Source organism: Noviherbaspirillum sp. (assembly GCF_036846085.1).
GTDB lineage: Bacteria > Pseudomonadota > Gammaproteobacteria > Burkholderiales > Burkholderiaceae_D > Noviherbaspirillum.
This window is the reverse complement of the sequence record NZ_DAIUCO010000093.1, coordinates 1-17,596: the sequence shown is the minus strand read 5'-3', so window position 1 is coordinate 17,596 and position 17,596 is coordinate 1. Positions and strand designations below refer to the sequence as shown.

Below are 17,596 nucleotides of genomic sequence, written 5' to 3'. Positions count from 1 at the left end.
AGCATCTATAACGCTCGATAAGCAATCTCGTTTACTTGTTCAGCGTTGCCTTAAGAGGAAATAAAAAGCCCACGGTAGAGCGTGGGCCTGAAAAGCGCTATTGAGCGGCTAATGCATAGCTTTCATCATCGTCGTCAGTCTTGTACTGTAAATTCCCTTTTTTTCTGCGCAACTCGGGGATGACAATTTTCGTGTTTGCTATGCGATCTATAAAGTTCAGCGCATCAATCATTCATTGTGCTGATTTTTTAATTCCCATCTGTTTTGCCTGCATACATAAAACGCATGGGAGCATCGGCAGCCTTTGGGACTTTGCCAGTTCTCTCCCACTTCGCTACTGCTTGCTCGGAAAAGCCCATCACTTTGCCAAACGACTTTTGGGACATGAGCATGCTGATCCTAAGATACCGAAACTCCACGCCTTTTAGCTTGCTCGGATTTTTAACCGATGCCTTAATCGAGAGATGCACCGAAGCGCTCTATCCTTGGCTTATAGAATCTTTCGGTATCCAGGGAAAAGGCAATGCGCGTGACCTGCCCGGTCAGCAGTTCCCGCTTGATGAACCCGATGTAGCGGGAATCCTTGCTGTTATCCCGATTGTCGCCCAGCATCATGTAGGAATCATCGGGAACGACGACCGGACCATATGTGCGGATTCCCTGCCGGTCCGGCGTGAGAATGATGGGCCAGCGATCGCCGAGAATCTCTTCATTCAGCACCAGTTGCCTGCCGTCGTAATCGGGCATCAGGTGCATGGCCACTTCCGCTCCAGCCGGGCCATAGTCGGCCCGAACGCCATTGATGATCAATGCTTCACCCTTCAGTTCGACCACGTCCCCCGGCAGCCCGACTACCCGCTTGACCAGCCGTATGCCGTCTTCCGGCGATGTGAACGTCACGATGTCGCCGCGCTTTGGGTCGGCGATGCGCTTGACGATCACGTCGGTGAACGGCAGCTTGACGTCATAGGCAAGGCGGTCGGCGACGATGCGGTCGCCGATCAGCAGCGTGGGATACATGGATGCGGTCGGCACGCCGTACCAGTCGGCGACCGAACTGCGCACCACCAGCATGAGTACCAGGAAGAACAAAAAACCCCTGCTGTCGGCAATCAGTTTTCTTATTTTCGAATGCATTGCATTGGCAGTTGATGTGCTAATCAGAAATGTCCACTTGATTCATCGTCCTGCTGCGGTGCACATGCGCCAACACTTGCGCAAATGCAGGCACCGGATACCGGATTCAAAGCTCGCCATCGCACCGGTTGTGACTCGCTAGGCGGCACGAAGGCAGCAAAACGCCCCAGCAGGTGGGGCGTTTTTTCTTGCATGGTGAGTTGTCAAGATAGAACAACTCGACGCCGGATCACTTGGCTGACATCAATGCGACTGTCGTGTCGAGCATGCGGTTGGAGAAGCCCCACTCATTGTCGTACCAGGAGGATACCTTCACCAGGCGGCCGGAGACCTTGGTCAGCGTCGCATCGAAATTGCTCGATGCCGGGTTGTGGTTGAAGTCCACGGAAACCAGCGGATCGGTGTTGTACGTCAGGATGCCTTTCAGTGCACCGGCGGACGCATCCTTCATGATCGCGTTGACTTCATCGACGGTCGTGTCACGCGCGGCAACGAAGGACAGGTCGACGATGGACACGTTGATGGTCGGCACACGGATCGCGAAGCCGTCCAGCTTGCCGTTCAACTCCGGCAGTACGAGGCCGACCGCGGCAGCGGCGCCGGTCTTGGTCGGGATCATGGACTGGGTCGCGGAACGTGCACGGCGCAGGTCTTCATGCATCACGTCGGTCAGCACCTGGTCGTTGGTGTAGGCATGCACGGTCGTCATCAAACCATTGACCACGCCGATCTTGTCGTGCAGCGGCTTGACCAGCGGCGCCAGGCAGTTGGTGGTGCAGGACGCGTTGGAAATCACGGTGTCGCTTGCCTTCAGCACGTTCTGGTTCACGCCGAACACAACAGTTGCATCCACATCCTTGCCGCCCGGTGCCGAGATGATGACCTTCTTGGCGCCGCCTTTCAGGTGGGCCGATGCCTTTTCCTTGGTGGTGAAGAAGCCGGTGCATTCCATCACGACGTCGACATTCAGCTCGCCCCATGGAATTTCGGCGGGATTGCGCTGCGCGAATACCTTGATCTTGTCGCCGTTGACGATCATGAACTCGCCGTCGACTTCGACCGTGCCGGGAAACTTGCCATGGGCGGTGTCGTAGCGGGTCAGGTGGGCATTCGATTTGGCATCGCCGAGATCGTTGATCGCAACGATCTGGATGTCGTTTTTCTTGCCGCCTTCATAGTGGGCACGAAGGATGTTGCGGCCGATACGGCCGTAACCGTTGATTGCGACGCGAATGGTCATGGTTCTCTCCTGAATGAAAAGTAAAAGTAATCATTCCGCCCTGCCCGTCGAGGGCAGGATTGGGGCGGGACAGGCCGCGCTGATGGAACCGCGGACCCGCCTCGCACCCGGCCCCTCCGTCGAAGGGGAGGCGCCGTACATGCGAATTTATGCAATAACCGATTTCACAGCGGCCACGACGTTCTCCGTCGTGAAGCCAAAATGCTTGAACAGCACGCCAGCCGGCGCCGACTCGCCGAACGTGTCGATGCCGATGACCTTGCCTTCGAGACCGACATACTTGTACCAGAAGTCCGTCACGCCGGCCTCCACGGCCACGCGCGGCAGGCCTTTCGGCAGCACGCTTGCCTTGTAGGCTGCATCCTGGCGGTCGAACACGTCGGTACAAGGCATCGACACAACCCGTACCGGTACGCCCTGCTTGCCAAGTTCATCGGCCGCTTTCATTGCCAGCTCGATTTCGGAACCGGTCGCGATCAGCACGGCCTTCGCATCCGCCGCATCCTTCAATACATAACCGCCTCTGGCGATCGCCGCGACCTGTTCCGCGCTGCGCTCCATGAACGGCAGATTCTGGCGCGAGAAGATCAGCGTCGAAGGGCCATTCCTGCGCTCGACCGCATGGCGCCATGCAACTGCCGATTCCACCGTGTCGCAGGGACGCCAGTTATCCAGCCGCGGAATCAGCCGCAGGCTGGAGATATGCTCTACCGCCTGGTGCGTCGGACCATCCTCGCCGAGGCCGATCGAATCATGCGTGAATACGAAGATGGAGCGGATTTTCATCAACGCCGCCATCCGGATCGCGTTGCGGCTGTAATCCGAGAAGGTCAGGAAGGTGGCACCGAAAGGAATGTAACCGCCATGCAGCGCGATGCCGTTCATGATCGCCGCCATGCCGAACTCGCGCACACCATAATTGATGTGGTTACCCGGCTGATTGGAGCGTACTGCGACGCACTCCTTCCAGTTGGTCAGGTTCGAACCGGTGAGGTCGGCCGAGCCGCCGAGGAATTCCGGCAGTACCGGCGCCATCGCCTGGATCGCATTCTGGCTTGCCTTGCGGGTGGCGATCGTTTCCTTCTTCTCAATGCAGGCCGCGATATAGGCATCGACCGCGCCGGCGAAATTGCCCGGCAATTCACCCTTCATCCGGCGCAGCAGTTCGCCCGCCATTTCCGGGTAACGCTCGTCATATGCCTTGAACAAGGTATTCCATTCCCCTTCCACCGCCTGCCCTGCCGCCTTCGCATCCCAGGCCTCATAGACATCGGCCGGAATCTCGAACGGCGCGTGCGGCCAACCGATCGCATCCCTGGTCGCGGCGATTTCCTTGTCGCCCAGCGCCGCGCCGTGCACTTTGTCCGACCCCTGCATATTAGGCGCGCCTTTTCCGATCACCGTCTTGCAGCAGATCAAGGTCGGGCGGTCCGATTTTTTGGCCTGCGCAATTGCCGCATCGACGGCGGCGACGTCATGGCCGTCGACGTTGCGGATGACATTCCAGCCATAGGCTTCGAAGCGTTGCGGCGTGTCGTCGGTGAACCAGCCGTCGACCTTGCCGTCGATCGAAATGCCGTTGTCGTCGTAGAGCGCGATCAGCTTGGACAGGCGCAGCGTGCCGGCGAGCGAACAGGCTTCGTGGGAGATGCCCTCCATCAGGCAGCCGTCGCCGGTAAATACATAGGTGTAGTGGTCGACGACATCGAAACCGGGGCGGTTGAATTCCGCCGCCAGGAGTTTTTCCGCCAGCGCCATGCCGACCGCATTGGTGATGCCCTGCCCGAGCGGGCCAGTGCTGGTCTCGACACCGACCGTGATTTCAAACTCCGGATGGCCCGGGGTCTTCGAATGCAATTGGCGGAAATTCCGGATTTCGTCCATCGGCAGGTCATAGCCGCTCAGGTGCAGCAATGCATATTGCAGCATCGAGCCGTGGCCGTTGGAAATGACGAAGCGGTCACGGTTGATCCAGTTCGGATTACACGGATTGTGGCGGTGATGCCTGGTCCACAGGGCGACGGCGATCTCCGCCATGCCCATCGGCATGCCTGGGTGGCCGGAATTTGCCTTTTGCACGGCGTCCATTGCCAGTGCACGGATTGCATTGGCCATTTTGGTAGTCGGAAGCGAGGAAGTCATTGTGATTCAGGATAGATGGCGGGAGATAAAGCCGGTTGGGCCGGTTGAAATCGCGAGGCGGCGAAAAACCCCGTATTTTAACAGAGGCAGGAAGGCGAAATTTAAAACGGGCGGTTACACTACTGCCTTCCCGGCAAAGCCTTCTCTCCCGCTCCGCCTTGTCCAGTTGTCCATGCCCGCCTATCCACGACCTGCCGACTTTCCACGCCCATGCCGCGATTCCATATCCCCCAACCCCTGTCCATCGGCGCCATCGTGCGGCTCCCCGACCCGGTTGCCCACCACATCCACGTGGTGCGCCTGGCGTGCGGCGACACGATTACCTTGTTCAACGGCGAAGGCGGCGAATTCAGCGCGACACTGACCGCCCTCGACAAAAAGCAGGCGACCGCGGAAATCAAGGCTTTTTCGGCCCGGGAAACCGAATTACCCTATTCGATCACCCTGGCGCAGGGACTGCCGGAAGGGTCGAAGATGGACTGGATCGTCGAAAAGGCAATGGAACTGGGCGCAGCGGCGATCCAGCCGCTCACGGCGCAGCGTTGCGTGACGCGGCTGTCTGCCGAGCGCGCAGAGAAAAAAATGATGCACTGGCACGGCGTGATCGTTGCCGCAGCAGAACAAAGCGGCCGCAACCGCCTGGCGCAACTGGCAGAGCCGGCGAACTTTAGCAGCTGGCTGGCGCGAAAGGAATTGCACCACCGCATCCTGCTGACGCCGCGCGCCGAGCAACCGCTGTCGGACTGGGCCCGCCACCACCCGCCGCAGGCGGTGACGCTGCTGGTCGGACCGGAAGGCGGATGGACCGAGCAGGAAGAAGAGCTGGCAATGTCCGCCGGAGCGTTGCCCTTGTCAATCGGGCCGCGCGTTCTGCGTACCGAAACTGCCGGCCTGGCTGCCATTGCCGCATTGAATGCGCTGTGGGGCGGAATGTGAATACAGATCAAATAACATCCTGATTCCCGCCCGCCTCGTGCGGACCTCCTCTAAGGTGGAGCTTTCATTGTTCAGGAGTCATGCATGGGATATCTCGACCATTCCGTCGGCGCGGCCGGTGGCGGCCAACCGTATTTGTTCAACACGCAAACCAGGCTGCTCCAGGCAGCCCTTTCATTGCTGGCCAACAACGGCCAGACCGGCGGCTTGTCCGGGCTGACCGAACGTTTCCAGAACGCCGGACTCGGCAACGTGATGCGATCCTGGATCAGTCAGGGACCGAATATGCCGATCTCCGGCGAGGAGATCGAAATGGTGCTGGGCGACGGCCATCTGCAGCAACTCGCCGAAGAAACCGGCTTGCCGCAAAATCAGGCGGCCCATCAACTCAGCGAAATGCTGCCCGGCCTGGTCGACAAACTGACGCCGAACGGCAAGGCGCCGCATGGCGGGCTGGGTGATCTCGGGTTTCTCCTCGGTGAATTCATGGCCGGCCAGACGTAGTGCCCATGCCGTCCTGTCCACTGGAGTTGCCGATCCGGCGTGGTTTCCGTGACAATGGAAACCATGCAATGGATTAAACAACTCTTCTCGCGCAGCAAACCATCGATTCCCGATTCCCTCTGGCAGGCCAGCATCGCGCGCCTGCCTTTTTTGCATTCGCTGCCGCCGAACGACCTCGAAGCGCTCAAGCGCCTGTGCGAGCAATTGCTGGACAAAAAGACAATGACCGGCGCGGGCGGACTGGAACTGACCGACGATATTGCCGTCATGATCGCCGTCCAGGCATGCCTGCCGGTGCTGCACCTGACGCTGGATCTCTATGACGACATGGCCGGGATCATCGTTTATCCGGCGGAATTCGTCGTACCGCAGGCGGAGGTGGATGAAGCCGGCGTCGTGCATGAATGGCGGGAGCCGGTGTCCGGCGAGGCGATCGGTGCCGGTGGCGCAGTCGTCCTGTCGTGGGAGGATGCCGATGCCATCGACATGCCGGGTTACAACGTGGTGATCCATGAGTTCGCCCACAAGATCGACATGGGGGACGGCGATGCCAACGGCTGTCCACCCTTTCTGGCGTCCTTTCACCGCGGCATCGAGAAACGGGACTGGCAGGTTGCGTTTTCATCGGCATTTGACGATTTCGTTGCCCGGATTGCAGCCCTCGATGCGGAACTGCCCGAGGATTTCGATCCTGACGACCCGTTCCATGCAGAGCGATACGATGAACTGTTTGCATCCTTGCCGCTCGATCCTTACGCGGCGCAGAACCCGGCCGAATTCTTTGCCGTTGCAACCGAAGCATTCTTTGTCCATCCGGCACCGCTGGCGCAAGCTTATCCGGACGTATTTGGCCTGCTTTCCCGCTATTACCGCCAGAATCCCCTGACTGAACGCGGCTGACGGCGGGCGGGCACCCCGCGCTCGCCTGTTGCAGTCGAGAAAAGCAACGGAAAGCATTTATAATTCAAGGTTTTGCGATCAGACTGATTCCCCCAGCATGAAGGTATTCCGCGGACTTCCCAATGCCGCCTCGCGCGCGCCCTGCGCGCTGACGATAGGCAACTTCGATGGCGTGCATCGCGGCCACCAGGCGCTGCTCGCACGCGTCCGGGATGCGGCCGACCGGCTCGGGGTGGAAGCGGCCGTGATGACCTTCGAGCCGCACCCGCGTGAATTTTTCGCCCGCATGGCGGGGGATCTTTCCAAGGCGCCGGCCAGGATCGCCAGCCTACGTGACAAACTGCAATCCCTTTCCAATGCGTGTGTCGACCGGGTGATCGTCGAGCATTTCAATGCGCATTTCGCCGCCATGTCGCCGGAGGATTTCGTCGAGAAGGTGCTGGTGCAGGGCCTGCACGTGAAATGGCTGATGGTCGGCGAGGATTTCCGTTACGGCGCCAAGCGGGCCGGCAACCTGGAGACGCTGATCGCGGCGGGCAGGCAATACGGTTTTCATGTCGAGGCGCTGCCGGCCGTCACCAGCGACGGCATGCGAATCTCCTCGTCGGCCGTCCGCGCAGCGCTGGCCGCCAGTGACTTCGACCTTGCCGCCACCCTGCTCGGCCACCCGTATTCGGTCTCCGGCCATGTCATCCACGGCAAGAAGCTCGGCCGGACCATCGGCTTCCCGACGATGAATCTCGCGGTGGCACACAAGCGTCCTGCGCTGTCCGGCATTTTCGTGGTGCAGGTGCACGGCCTCGCAGACAGGCCGCTGCCGGGCGTGGCGAGCTTCGGCGTCCGGCCCACTGTCGAAGACAGCGGGCGGGTGCTGCTGGAGACCTATGTATTCGACTTCGACCGCGAATGCTATGGCGAACTGGTCCGCGTGGAATTCCTGAAGAAACTGCGCGACGAAGAAAAGTACGTCGACCTGCCGACGCTCACCGCGGCGATCGAACGCGACGCCGACAATGCCCGCGCCTACTTCGCGCGGCAGGATGCCGCGGCCACCTCCTCCACCGACCGAATTTGATGATCAGACATTCCGTTTGCGCCTGTTTGATCAACCGATTTTTCACTTGAAGCCATCATGTCCGACCAAAAAAACAAGTATCCGGTCAACCTGACCGAAACCGCCTTCCCGATGCGCGGCGACCTCGCCAAGCGCGAACCGAAATGGGTAAAGGAATGGCAGGAAAAAAAGATCTACGAAAAGATCCGCAAGGCTTCCGCCAACCGCCCGAAGTTCATCCTGCATGACGGTCCGCCGTATGCCAACGGCGACATCCATATCGGTCATGCGGTCAACAAGATCCTGAAGGACATGATCGTCAAGGCCCGCAACATGGCCGGCTTCGATGCGCAGTATGTCCCGGGCTGGGATTGCCACGGCATGCCGATCGAAATCCAGATCGAGAAGCAGTTCGGCAAGAACCTTCCGACTGCCGAGGTCCTGGCGAAATCGCGTGCCTACGCGAGCGAACAGATCGAGCGGCAGAAGAAGGACTTCATCCGCCTCGGCGTGCTGGGCGAGTGGGACAATCCGTACAAGACGATGAATTTCCGGAACGAGGCCGACGAGATCCGCGCCCTCGGCGAGATCCTGGAAAAGGGCTACGTCTATCGCGGCCTGAAGCCGGTCAACTGGTGTTTCGATTGCGGCTCGGCGCTGGCGGAGGCGGAAGTCGAATACCAGGACAAGCGCGACCCGGAAATCTACGTCGGCTTTCCGGTGGCCGACCGCGACAAGTTGTCCCACGCGTTCGGGCTGGCGAGCCTGCCTGCCGAACCGATCCATGCGGTAATCTGGACCACGACGCCGTGGACCATCCCGTCCAACCAGGCGCTGAACGTTCATCCGGAATTCACTTACCTGCTGCTGCGCCTGGAGACGGGCAAGCACAGCGGCAAGCATGTGATCATCGCGAGCGAACTGGTTTCCGCCTTCCTCAAGGACATCGGCGAAAAGCAGCCGGGTGCTGAAGACATCGGAAAGCATGAGGTTGCAGCAAGCGTGCTTGGCGAGACGACCGGCGCCAAGCTGGCTCATGTCCGTTTCAAGCATCCGTTCGCCGACCTCGACCCGGCCTACAACCGTTTTTCGCCGGTCTATCTCGGCGAGTACGTAACCCTCGACGCCGGTACCGGCATCGTGCACTCCGCCCCGGCGTACGGCGTGGAAGACTTCATTTCCTGCAAGACGCACGGCATGCGTGATGATGAAATCCTGAACCCTGTGATGGGCGACGGCAAGTATGCCTCCTGGCTGCCCTTCTTTGGCGGCATGAGCATCTGGGACGCTTCAAAGCCAATCTGCGGGAAGCTGGAGGAAGTCGGCGCACTGTTCGGCTTCGGTCTCAAACCGCACAGCTATATGCACTGCTGGCGCCACAAGACCCCGATCATCTATCGCGCGACATCGCAATGGTTTGCCGGCATGGACAGCGTTCCCCACGATGGCGGACCGACGCTGCGCGAAACCGCGCTGGCCGGCATCGAGGCCACCGATTTCTTCCCCGCCTGGGGCAAGGCACGGTTGCACGGCATGATCGCCAACCGGCCTGACTGGACACTGTCGCGCCAGCGCCAGTGGGGCGTGCCGATGGCCTTCTTCGTACACAAGGAAACCGGCGAGCTGCATCCGCGCACGCCGGAGCTGCTGGAAGAGGTGGCGAAACGTGTCGAGCAGAGCGGCATCGAGGCATGGCATTCGCTCGATCCGAAGGAACTGCTCGGCGCCGATGCCGACATGTACCTGAAGAACAAGGACACCCTTGACGTCTGGTTCGATTCGGGCAGCACGCATTACACCGTCCTGCGCGGCTCGCACCCGGACCAGTCGCAGTTCCCCGCCGATCTCTACCTGGAAGGTTCGGACCAGCATCGCGGCTGGTTCCACTCGTCCCTGCTGACCGCGTCGATGATCGACGGACGCGCTCCATACAAGGCCCTGCTGACCCACGGTTTCGTAGTGGACGGTGAAGGCAAGAAGATGTCGAAGTCCAAGGGCAACGTGGTCGCGCCGCAGAAGGTGTCGGACACCCTTGGCGCCGAAATCCTCCGTCTGTGGGTCGCATCGACTGACTATTCGGGCGAATTGTCGATCTCCGACGAGATCCTGAAGCGCGTGGTGGAAGCCTATCGCCGCATCCGCAACACACTGCGTTTCCTGCTGGCGAACACATCGGATTTCGATCCGGCGAAGGACGCCATGCCGGTGGCCGACCTGTTCGAGATCGACCGCTACGCGATCGCCCGCATGACGGGGCTGCAGGCCGAAATCCTGCAGCACTACCAGGTGTTTGAATTCCACCCGGTGGTGGCGAAGATCCAGATGTACTGCTCGGAAGATCTGGGCGGCTTCTATCTCGACATCCTGAAAGACCGTTTGTATACCTGCGGCGCCACCTCGACCGCCCGCCGCTCGGCGCAGACCGCAATCTGGCACATCACCCAGGCGCTGCTGCGGCTGATGGCGCCGATGATGTCCTTCACCGCCGAAGAAGCATGGGCGGTATTTGCCAGTAAGGAAGCCTACGCCGAAAGCGATGAAACCATTTTCACCCAAACCTATTACGCCTTGCCGGAAGTGCCGAATGCCGCGCCGCTGGTGGACCGCTTCGACGCCCTGCGCGTGCTGCGCGCCGAGGTGATGAAGCAACTGGAAGAAGTGCGGATCGCCGGCGGCATCGGCTCATCGCTGCAGGCGGAAGTGGAAATCAGGGCCAGCGGCGAAAAGTACGCGTTGCTCAAGGGACTGGGAGAAGACCTCAAGTTCGTGTTCATCACGTCGCAGGCGACGGTCACCCAAGTGGCCAACGAAGCGGAAGAAGCCATCATCGTCACGCCGTCGGCGCACCAGAAATGCGAGCGCTGCTGGCATTACCGTGCCGATGTGGGTTCGCATGCCGAGCACGCGGGCCTGTGCGGGCGCTGCGTCGCGAACCTGTTCGGCGCAGGCGAAGCGCGCACATTCGCGTAACACGTGTTATTGCAAGGCTAGACGCGTACCGACGAACGCTTACGCATCCCTGCCCTGTTCCTTCCTGTTTAAGCCGGATCAGGCAAGGCAAGGAAGGAGCAGGAAAGGATGCCGGGCTTTCCGGTACGCGCAAACAAGGCCGGATGGGCCGCTAAAGCCCGTTCATGCCACGAACACAAAACCAATCACAAGCAACCAAATATGGCCAAGAAAAACACGTTTTCCGACAACCGCGCCGGCATCATGCCCTGGCTGGGCATTGCTGCCATCATCATTCTGCTCGACCAGATCACCAAGATCACCATCACAAGGCTGTTCTCGTATGGCGAATCCTATCCGGTGACCTCGTTCTTCAACCTGGTACTGGTTCACAACAAGGGTGCCGCGTTCAGCTTTCTTGCCGACCAGGGGGGCTGGCAGCGTTACTTCTTCACCGCCATCGGCATCGCTGCGGCCATCTTCATCATTTACCTGTTGAAAAAGCATGCCGGCCAGCGCCTGTTCTGCTGGGCTCTCGCGCTCATCCTCGGCGGCGCGATCGGCAACGTGATCGACCGCGCCATGTACGGCTATGTCATCGACTTCCTCGACGTGTATGTCGGCACCTGGCACTGGCCGGCATTCAATGTCGCCGACAGCGCCATCTGCGTGGGAGCTGCCTTGTTCATCTATGACGAGCTGCGCCGGGTCGGCAAATAAGGCCCCTTCGACATCAGGATTGCAAACCCGTGCTATCCGGCGAACGCGGATATTGCGGATACACTAGCCCGGTTCTACATCAGGAGGTGCAATGGATCTCGCCGGTAAAAAGATCGTACTGGGACTGACCGGAGGCGTTGCCTGTTACAAGGCGGCGGACCTCACCCGCAGGCTGACCAAGGCGGGAGCGTCGGTGCAGGTTGTCATGACCAAGTCGGCCGCCCATTTCATCACCCCGGTCACCATGCAGGCGCTGTCCGGCAATCCGGTGTTCTGCGACCAGTGGGATGCGCGCATCGATAACAACATGCCGCATATCGACCTGACCCGCGGCGTCGATGCCATCGTCATTGCCCCCTGCTCGGCCGACTTCATGTCGAAACTTGCGCATGGCGCATGCGATGATCTGCTTTCCACCCTGTGCGTGGCGCGTCCCCTGCTGCTGCCCCTGCTGATCGCACCGGCAATGAACGTCGAAATGTGGCAGAACCCCGCCACCCAGCGCAATCTCCGCCAGCTCAGGGAAGATGGCATCCAGATCCTCGGTCCGGAGGCAGGCGACCAGGCCTGCGGCGAGACCGGGATGGGCCGGATGCTGGAACCGGAATACCTGCTGGAGGAAGTGGTCGCCGCGCTGCACCTCAAACTGCTGGCCGGCAAGCGCGTGCTGGTTACCGCCGGACCGACCTTCGAACCGATCGACCCGGTACGCGGCATCACCAACCTCTCCTCCGGCAAGATGGGTTATGCGATTGCCCGCGCCGCGCGCGAAGCCGGCGCCGAGGTGACGCTGGTATCCGGTCCGACCGCGCTCGCGGCGCCCTATGGTCTGCACCGGATCAATGTCCACACCGCCCAGCAAATGTACGATGTCGTGCTTTCCCATGCGGCTGACCAGGACATCTTTGTTGCGGTGGCGGCGGTAGCGGACTGGCGGGTTGCCAACGTCAGCGAACAGAAACTGAAGAAGACTGCCGACGGCGGCGCGCCGCAACTGCAGTTCGAGCAGAATCCGGACATCCTGGCCGCGGTTGCCGCCTTGCCGAAAAAGCCTTACTGCGTGGGTTTCGCGGCCGAGTCCGAGCAGTTGCTGCGATATGGCGAAGAAAAGCGGCAGCGCAAGGGCATCCCGCTGCTGGTAGGGAATATCGGCCACCAGACTTTCGGCAAGGATGACAATGAACTGGTGCTGTTCGACGAACAGGGCCAGATTCATCTGCCTCGCGCCGACAAGCAGGCACTCGCGCGTCACCTCGTCGCCGAAATTGCCCGCCGTCTCGCGTAACTCCGGACTTATCCATTTGCCGCTGTTGATCAACCCTGCCGCCGAACAGGTCGGCAGCCTTACCTTAGCCTTGCCAACAATGAAAAATATCGCCGTCAAGATTCTCGATCCGCGCATGAAGGAACAGATGCCCGCCTACGCCACGCCGGGCAGCGCCGGACTCGACCTGCGTGCCTGCATCGATGCCCCGCTCGTCATCAAACCCGGCGACACCCATCTCGTACCGACCGGCCTGGCGATCCATATCGGCGACCCAGGCTATGCCGCCATGATCCTGCCGCGCAGCGGCATGGGCCACAAGCACGGCATCGTACTCGGCAACCTGGTCGGACTGATCGATTCGGATTACCAGGGACAACTGATGGTATCGACCTGGAACCGGGGACAAGCGGAATTCACGCTGCAACCGATGGAGCGGCTGGCGCAACTCGTCATCGTTCCAGTCCTGCAGGTTGGCTTTCAGGTGGTGGAGGAATTCACTGATAGCCAGCGCGGTGCCGGCGGCTTCGGCAGTACCGGAAAACACTGAACTGATTTCATGGAGAATCACATGCGCCGGACAACAACGTCATCCCGAACCCGCCTGCTGGCGACACCCCTGGCCGGCGTGCTGCCGGTGGCCCTGCTGCTGGCGGCCTGCACCAGTGTTCCTCTCCCGCCCGACAATCCCGTATTGCCCGAACCGCGCGTCACCGTCGCTCCCCCACCGCCCGTATCCAGCGCCGAGGAAGAAGCCCTGCGTTTGCTCGTCGCGCAGCAGGACCGGCTTTACCAGGTGGCAGGCCCGCTGCTGGTACGCAACCCTGAGCTTTGCAGGAACAATGCACGCAACCTGCTGGGATTCACCGCAAAGAACAAGTATTCCTATTCGTCCGAATTCGTCAACGCGGCGCAGAAAGTGTTCGGCATGGACGAACAACTGAAGGTAATGGGCGTGCTGGCGCAGAGCGGCGCGGCAAAAGCCGGCCTGCAGCGCGGCGATACCCTGCTTGCGATCGAGAACCAGCCCATGCCACAAGGCCAGAATGCGGAACGCCAGGCAGGCGCCATACTCGGCCCGTTGCTGACGGGGCGCAACAGCGTCAGGCTGACGGTGCGCCGCAACGGCGCGGAGCTGCCGCTGACCGTGCCGCTGACATTTGCATGCGCATTCGGCATCGAGCTGGGCAATACCGACAATGTCAATGCCTACGGCGATGGATACCGCGTGCTGATTACGCGCGGCATGCTGAACGCCGCACGGTCCGACCAGGAACTGGCCTACGTGATGGCAAAGGAAATGGCGCATAACGCCCTGGCGCATGCCAACCGGCAGCGCATGAGCGCAACCATAGGCGGCGTCATCGACAACCTGGTGCTGATCCGTCCCGACATGAGCACGATGGCGGGAACGGCGGGCATCCTGCCGTACCCGGCGGACCTCGATGCCGCCGCCGACAAACTGTCGATGTACATGCTCGCACGGGCCGGCTACAACATCGACAATGCACCGGCGTTCTGGAGCCGGTTCGCCACCCAGTACCCGCCCTCGATGCTCAACGCCTACACGGCGCTGCATCCCGCGACACCGGCCCGGCTCTCGGCAATGCAGGCCGCAATCAAGGACATCAAGGCAAAACAGGCAAGCCGAAGGCCGCTGGTTCCCTGACGGCGCTGGTTTCGCGACGATTCTCGCACGCCGCCAGGCCAGCGCCGGCATTGTTCCCGCTCACAGGCAATGCAGCGGCACATGCTTTCGATGTTCGCCTTCTGAATGCGGCAAAGCAGGAACGAAGGCGCGCCGGCACCAGGGCTCATACGTTGAGATTGTCGATGGAATCAGCTCGGTCGCGTGCCGCGGTCGGCCAGATCCTTATCGCCCTTGGTCGCGCTTTCCAGCGCGGCATCGAGAATGTCGTGCATGATTTCCGCGTTGGTGGCGATGTCTTCAACGTACATGCGTCGCGGGAGCAGCCCCGCTTCAACCGCTTTCCTGGTCGCTGCCTGCAGCATGTCTTCTGTGATATTCATGGATTTACCCGTATTCTCAAGTGCCACCCGGCTTGCCTGGATGTGCACCACATGATCATGGGATTATTTGCGTAATCCGACTATCGCGGCATAGTCACCCGCACGTAGCGGGCGGTATCTTCCGCGGCGGTCGCCGAGCAGATTGCGCAGATCGCGTACCGCCATGCCGCTGGCTTCATGCATCCACATCAGCATCGAAGCGCTCACGCCCAGTTCGCGGCGTCTAATCATCCCCAGGATCGGGCGTGCCACTTTCAACTCGCGCGCCAGTTCGGCATCGCTTTCCAGCGCCAGCTTTTCAACCAGTGTATCGAGCAACCGGTCCGGATTATAGGAGTCGGCAAATGCGTTATCTTGGTGAGCCATGTGTTCCTCTGCAAATGTCTGCCGCCCGGAAAGGGCGTCATATGCGCAGTCGATGAATTGCCCGGAGACGTGTTGATCGACTGAGCGACGACAGCGGCAGTGATGAATGTGAAAGAACAAATTCTGATAGTCCGAACAGGTGAAGTCTGTTCGACGAATGACATAGACAAGGCGATTTACCGTGTTTTGGAATGAGACCGTTGCCGCCAAAAAACTTCCATTGCAAGGCGGAACGCTACCGGGGCAGGCGCGGAAACATGACTGCTGGGATTGCTAGCTTCGCGACAATCCAAGCACCCGTTGCAACTGCTCCCTGACCATGCCGTAGCATTCGCATGAAGTGTCTTCGAGGCCGGCACGATTGAGGATGGTGAGATTGCCGCGGCTGTATTTGATCAGGCCGGCCTGCTGAAACGAGCTGGCCACAAGGCTCACACTTGGACGGTGGACGCCGAGCATATCGGCAAGGAATTCCTGCGTGAGATGAAATTGCTCGGTGCGCACACGGTCATGCGTCATCAGCACCCAGCGGGCGAACCGTTCCTCGATGGTGTGCAAGCGATTGCAGGCGACTGATTGCGATACCTGGCTCAGGTACGCCTGCAGAAACTTCAAACCGACGCGACGCAGCGGCGTGTCGGTTGCAATCTCATTCTTGTAATCGGATGTCCGCATGCGAAGGCTGTCGCCGGACACCTGGCAGATCGTGGTGTCGGTTGCATAGTCGGTGCCGACCAGCAGATTCACACCCGAGAATCCTTCATTGCCGATTGTGCCTACTTCGATGGCGGTACCGTTCTGCAGAAACGTCAGTACCGAGAAAACGCTGGTGCAGGGGAAATAAACATACTCGATCGCCTTGTCGCGCTCGAACAGCACCTGCTTGAATTCGGTGCGTACCATCTGCAGCATTGGAGATAGGCGCTGAAATTCTTCTGGCGGGATCAGTGACAACAAATGGTTGGCAGGTAAGTGTTCTGTCGTGTTCGGAACGGACATGTATTTTCTTTTCTTGTCAGACACTGGGCATCGGATCGAATCTTCCAAGCCTCAAACGACTGACACGGTCTCCGCTCGCGGATGGCTTTTCCATACTTGCCTGAGCGCCACAGGACAAGAATGGCATAGTATGAAACGACGTTGAGCGGCTAACAAAATAATCGGTGGCAAAGAACCGTCCCGGACAACTCATGCTCCACCGGGCTATTTTGTCGGCGACATTAAATCGATCAACGTTGCGAAGTGTGCCGTTCCCGCAGAGATGAGTCTGTTGGATTCCTGACATATATCGCTTAAATTTAAGGCAGCGGGTGAAATGGTCGGGCATCGGCATCGAGATGCCTGTCAGCAGGCCTGGTCATGTCCAATACAGGTGCAAGTGCTGCGTTGCGTGTTGAAGAGGACCTTCGCATGCAATCCGGTGCAAGCACCCGGTGCCGATGCTTTCCTGCGGGATCGGGAGCGACCCGTCAGTTATTTCGCTTCCATGCTGAAAGCGAAAGGTGGAATTGCGATTGCCTGGGAATAGGGACGCGGGCTATGCAGGAAGCTGTGGGAAGATCACAAGCCGCGCGGGCTCATCCCCTCATCCGCCACACCGGCAAGGCTTCTTCTGCGGATAGCCTGTCGGTGCGAGCGGCTTCGACAGGGAATAGGCTTCGGTGCCGAACGCACTGGTCGTCGTGCGATTCAGGGTGAAACCGTGACGCAGGTAGAACTGCTGCGCCGTCAGCGTGCTGTCGACCTGCAGGGAACGCAATCCCCATTCCCCGGCGCGATGTTCGATCGCCTGCAACAGCGCATTGCCTGCACCTGCCTGGCACATTTCCGGTGCAACGTAGAACAGCACGATTTTGCCCTGGCGGGTCAGGATGGCGATGCCCGCGACCTGATTGTCGATCACCGCCACCAGCGAGCAATTCTTTCCCGATTCGATCCAGCCCCGCACCGTTTCCGGCGTTTTGTTGGCCAGCCACGTCGTCAGGATGGCGCTGTCGTTGCGATGGTCCTTTTCGCACAACTGCGCGATCGAACGGCGCAACACGTTGCAGGCGCAACCTGCATCGCCGGGTTCGGCGGTTCGGACTTCGATTTTGGCTGGTTCGCGGGTCGACGACATGGATGAATCTGTTATTCGTTCGGATGACGCTCTGGAATTCGCACTGGTTGTAGTTCGGCCTTGCCGGCAGCACTTCCGGCAGGCACAGTTTACCGTTAAGAAAGGATCTTACCCAAAAAACGCGGAATCCATGCGGAGTGTGGTCATTTCCATAGTTGTTTTCACCTCACACATGTACTTGGCAAAAGCAATGGAAACAACGGTATGGAAAAGATGTCTATGTATTTGCGGCAT

General features: G+C 59.9%; 16 protein-coding genes. 9 read left to right on the top strand and 7 right to left on the bottom strand.

All coding sequences use genetic code 11. The features are described from left to right. Positions 1-453: 453 nt before the first annotated feature. The 3 genes from lepB to tkt all read right to left on the bottom strand — a co-directional run bounded on the left by lepB (position 454) and on the right by tkt (position 4,519). Complete coding sequence (gene lepB, locus V7080_RS12615; protein ID WP_334188740.1) at positions 454-1,137, bottom strand: signal peptidase I; 684 nt, start codon at positions 1,135-1,137, stop codon at positions 454-456. A gap of 229 nt (positions 1,138-1,366) precedes the next feature. Then, positions 1,367-2,377, bottom strand: coding sequence for a type I glyceraldehyde-3-phosphate dehydrogenase (gene gap / locus V7080_RS12610; protein ID WP_334188739.1), 1,011 nt, complete (start codon positions 2,375-2,377; stop codon positions 1,367-1,369). A gap of 147 nt (positions 2,378-2,524) precedes the next feature. Next, complete coding sequence (gene tkt / locus V7080_RS12605) at positions 2,525-4,519, bottom strand: transketolase (RefSeq protein ID WP_334188738.1); 1,995 nt, start codon at positions 4,517-4,519, stop codon at positions 2,525-2,527. A gap of 210 nt (positions 4,520-4,729) precedes the next feature. Here tkt and V7080_RS12600 point away from each other — a divergent pair, with 210 nt between their 5' ends. The 9 genes from V7080_RS12600 (at position 4,730) to V7080_RS12560 (ending at position 14,515) form a co-directional block, all read left to right on the top strand. Beyond that, positions 4,730-5,455 carry a 16S rRNA (uracil(1498)-N(3))-methyltransferase gene (locus V7080_RS12600; protein WP_334188737.1) on the top strand — a complete coding sequence of 242 codons (726 nt, stop codon included), beginning with the start codon at positions 4,730-4,732 and terminating at the stop codon, positions 5,453-5,455. Positions 5,456-5,539: 84 nt separating this feature from the next. Further along, complete coding sequence (locus V7080_RS12595) at positions 5,540-5,959, top strand: YidB family protein (RefSeq protein ID WP_334188736.1); 420 nt, start codon at positions 5,540-5,542, stop codon at positions 5,957-5,959. A 63-nt stretch (positions 5,960-6,022) separates the two neighbouring features. Next, positions 6,023-6,859 (top strand): zinc-dependent peptidase, encoded by an 837-nt coding sequence (locus tag V7080_RS12590; protein ID WP_334188735.1) that lies wholly within the window; start codon positions 6,023-6,025, stop codon positions 6,857-6,859. Positions 6,860-6,956: 97 nt separating this feature from the next. Next, positions 6,957-7,934 (top strand): bifunctional riboflavin kinase/FAD synthetase, encoded by a 978-nt coding sequence (locus V7080_RS12585; protein ID WP_334188734.1) that lies wholly within the window; start codon positions 6,957-6,959, stop codon positions 7,932-7,934. Between the two features lie 57 nt (positions 7,935-7,991). Then, the gene (gene ileS, locus V7080_RS12580) at positions 7,992-10,883 is read left to right on the top strand and encodes an isoleucine--tRNA ligase (RefSeq protein WP_334188733.1); all 2,892 of its coding nucleotides are present in this window, start codon (positions 7,992-7,994) and stop codon (positions 10,881-10,883) included. Positions 10,884-11,084: 201 nt separating this feature from the next. Next, complete coding sequence (gene lspA, locus V7080_RS12575; protein ID WP_334188732.1) at positions 11,085-11,582, top strand: signal peptidase II; 498 nt, start codon at positions 11,085-11,087, stop codon at positions 11,580-11,582. A 91-nt stretch (positions 11,583-11,673) separates the two neighbouring features. After that, positions 11,674-12,867, top strand: coding sequence for a bifunctional phosphopantothenoylcysteine decarboxylase/phosphopantothenate--cysteine ligase CoaBC (gene coaBC / locus V7080_RS12570; protein ID WP_334188731.1), 1,194 nt, complete (start codon positions 11,674-11,676; stop codon positions 12,865-12,867). 79 nt (positions 12,868-12,946) lie between these two features. Then, positions 12,947-13,396, top strand: a complete 450-nt coding sequence (dut, locus tag V7080_RS12565) for a dUTP diphosphatase (protein WP_334188730.1) — start codon at positions 12,947-12,949, stop codon at positions 13,394-13,396. 21 nt (positions 13,397-13,417) lie between these two features. Continuing rightward, entirely contained in the window at positions 13,418-14,515 is a 1,098-nt protein-coding gene (locus V7080_RS12560; RefSeq protein WP_334188729.1) for a M48 family metallopeptidase, read from the top strand. Between the two features lie 170 nt (positions 14,516-14,685). Here the strand turns inward: V7080_RS12560 and V7080_RS12555 are convergent, their stop codons facing one another. From V7080_RS12555 to V7080_RS12540, 4 genes are all read right to left on the bottom strand, one after another. Then, positions 14,686-14,877: a hypothetical protein gene (locus V7080_RS12555; RefSeq protein ID WP_334188728.1), complete on the bottom strand. Its 192-nt coding sequence runs from the start codon at positions 14,875-14,877 to the stop codon at positions 14,686-14,688. Between the two features lie 63 nt (positions 14,878-14,940). Then, complete coding sequence (locus V7080_RS12550) at positions 14,941-15,243, bottom strand: hypothetical protein (RefSeq protein WP_334188727.1); 303 nt, start codon at positions 15,241-15,243, stop codon at positions 14,941-14,943. Positions 15,244-15,516: 273 nt separating this feature from the next. Next, positions 15,517-16,155 (bottom strand): Crp/Fnr family transcriptional regulator, encoded by a 639-nt coding sequence (locus tag V7080_RS12545; RefSeq protein WP_334188726.1) that lies wholly within the window; start codon positions 16,153-16,155, stop codon positions 15,517-15,519. A 673-nt stretch (positions 16,156-16,828) separates the two neighbouring features. Continuing rightward, positions 16,829-17,362: a GNAT family N-acetyltransferase gene (locus V7080_RS12540; RefSeq protein WP_334188725.1), complete on the bottom strand. Its 534-nt coding sequence runs from the start codon at positions 17,360-17,362 to the stop codon at positions 16,829-16,831. Positions 17,363-17,596: the final 234 nt, after the last annotated feature.

Excerpts from the sequence above, each read along its gene's own strand:
- V7080_RS12555 (WP_334188728.1), bottom strand. The coding sequence starts at position 14,877 with ATGAATATCACAGAAGACATGCTGCAGGCAGCGACCAGGAAAGCGGTT.
- tkt (WP_334188738.1), bottom strand. The coding sequence starts at position 4,519 with ATGACTTCCTCGCTTCCGACTACCAAAATGGCCAATGCAATCCGTGCA.
- coaBC (WP_334188731.1), top strand. The coding sequence starts at position 11,674 with ATGGATCTCGCCGGTAAAAAGATCGTACTGGGACTGACCGGAGGCGTT.
- V7080_RS12540 (WP_334188725.1), bottom strand. The coding sequence starts at position 17,362 with ATGTCGTCGACCCGCGAACCAGCCAAAATCGAAGTCCGAACCGCCGAA.
- V7080_RS12595 (WP_334188736.1), top strand. The coding sequence starts at position 5,540 with ATGGGATATCTCGACCATTCCGTCGGCGCGGCCGGTGGCGGCCAACCG.
- V7080_RS12545 (WP_334188726.1), bottom strand. The coding sequence starts at position 16,155 with ATGCTGCAGATGGTACGCACCGAATTCAAGCAGGTGCTGTTCGAGCGC.
- V7080_RS12600 (WP_334188737.1), top strand. The coding sequence starts at position 4,730 with ATGCCGCGATTCCATATCCCCCAACCCCTGTCCATCGGCGCCATCGTG.
- lepB (WP_334188740.1), bottom strand. The coding sequence starts at position 1,137 with ATGCATTCGAAAATAAGAAAACTGATTGCCGACAGCAGGGGTTTTTTG.
- V7080_RS12585 (WP_334188734.1), top strand. The coding sequence starts at position 6,957 with ATGAAGGTATTCCGCGGACTTCCCAATGCCGCCTCGCGCGCGCCCTGC.
- V7080_RS12550 (WP_334188727.1), bottom strand. The coding sequence starts at position 15,243 with ATGGCTCACCAAGATAACGCATTTGCCGACTCCTATAATCCGGACCGG.
- V7080_RS12590 (WP_334188735.1), top strand. The coding sequence starts at position 6,023 with ATGCAATGGATTAAACAACTCTTCTCGCGCAGCAAACCATCGATTCCC.
- lspA (WP_334188732.1), top strand. The coding sequence starts at position 11,085 with ATGGCCAAGAAAAACACGTTTTCCGACAACCGCGCCGGCATCATGCCC.
- ileS (WP_334188733.1), top strand. The coding sequence starts at position 7,992 with ATGTCCGACCAAAAAAACAAGTATCCGGTCAACCTGACCGAAACCGCC.
- V7080_RS12560 (WP_334188729.1), top strand. The coding sequence starts at position 13,418 with ATGCGCCGGACAACAACGTCATCCCGAACCCGCCTGCTGGCGACACCC.
- gap (WP_334188739.1), bottom strand. The coding sequence starts at position 2,377 with ATGACCATTCGCGTCGCAATCAACGGTTACGGCCGTATCGGCCGCAAC.
- dut (WP_334188730.1), top strand. The coding sequence starts at position 12,947 with ATGAAAAATATCGCCGTCAAGATTCTCGATCCGCGCATGAAGGAACAG.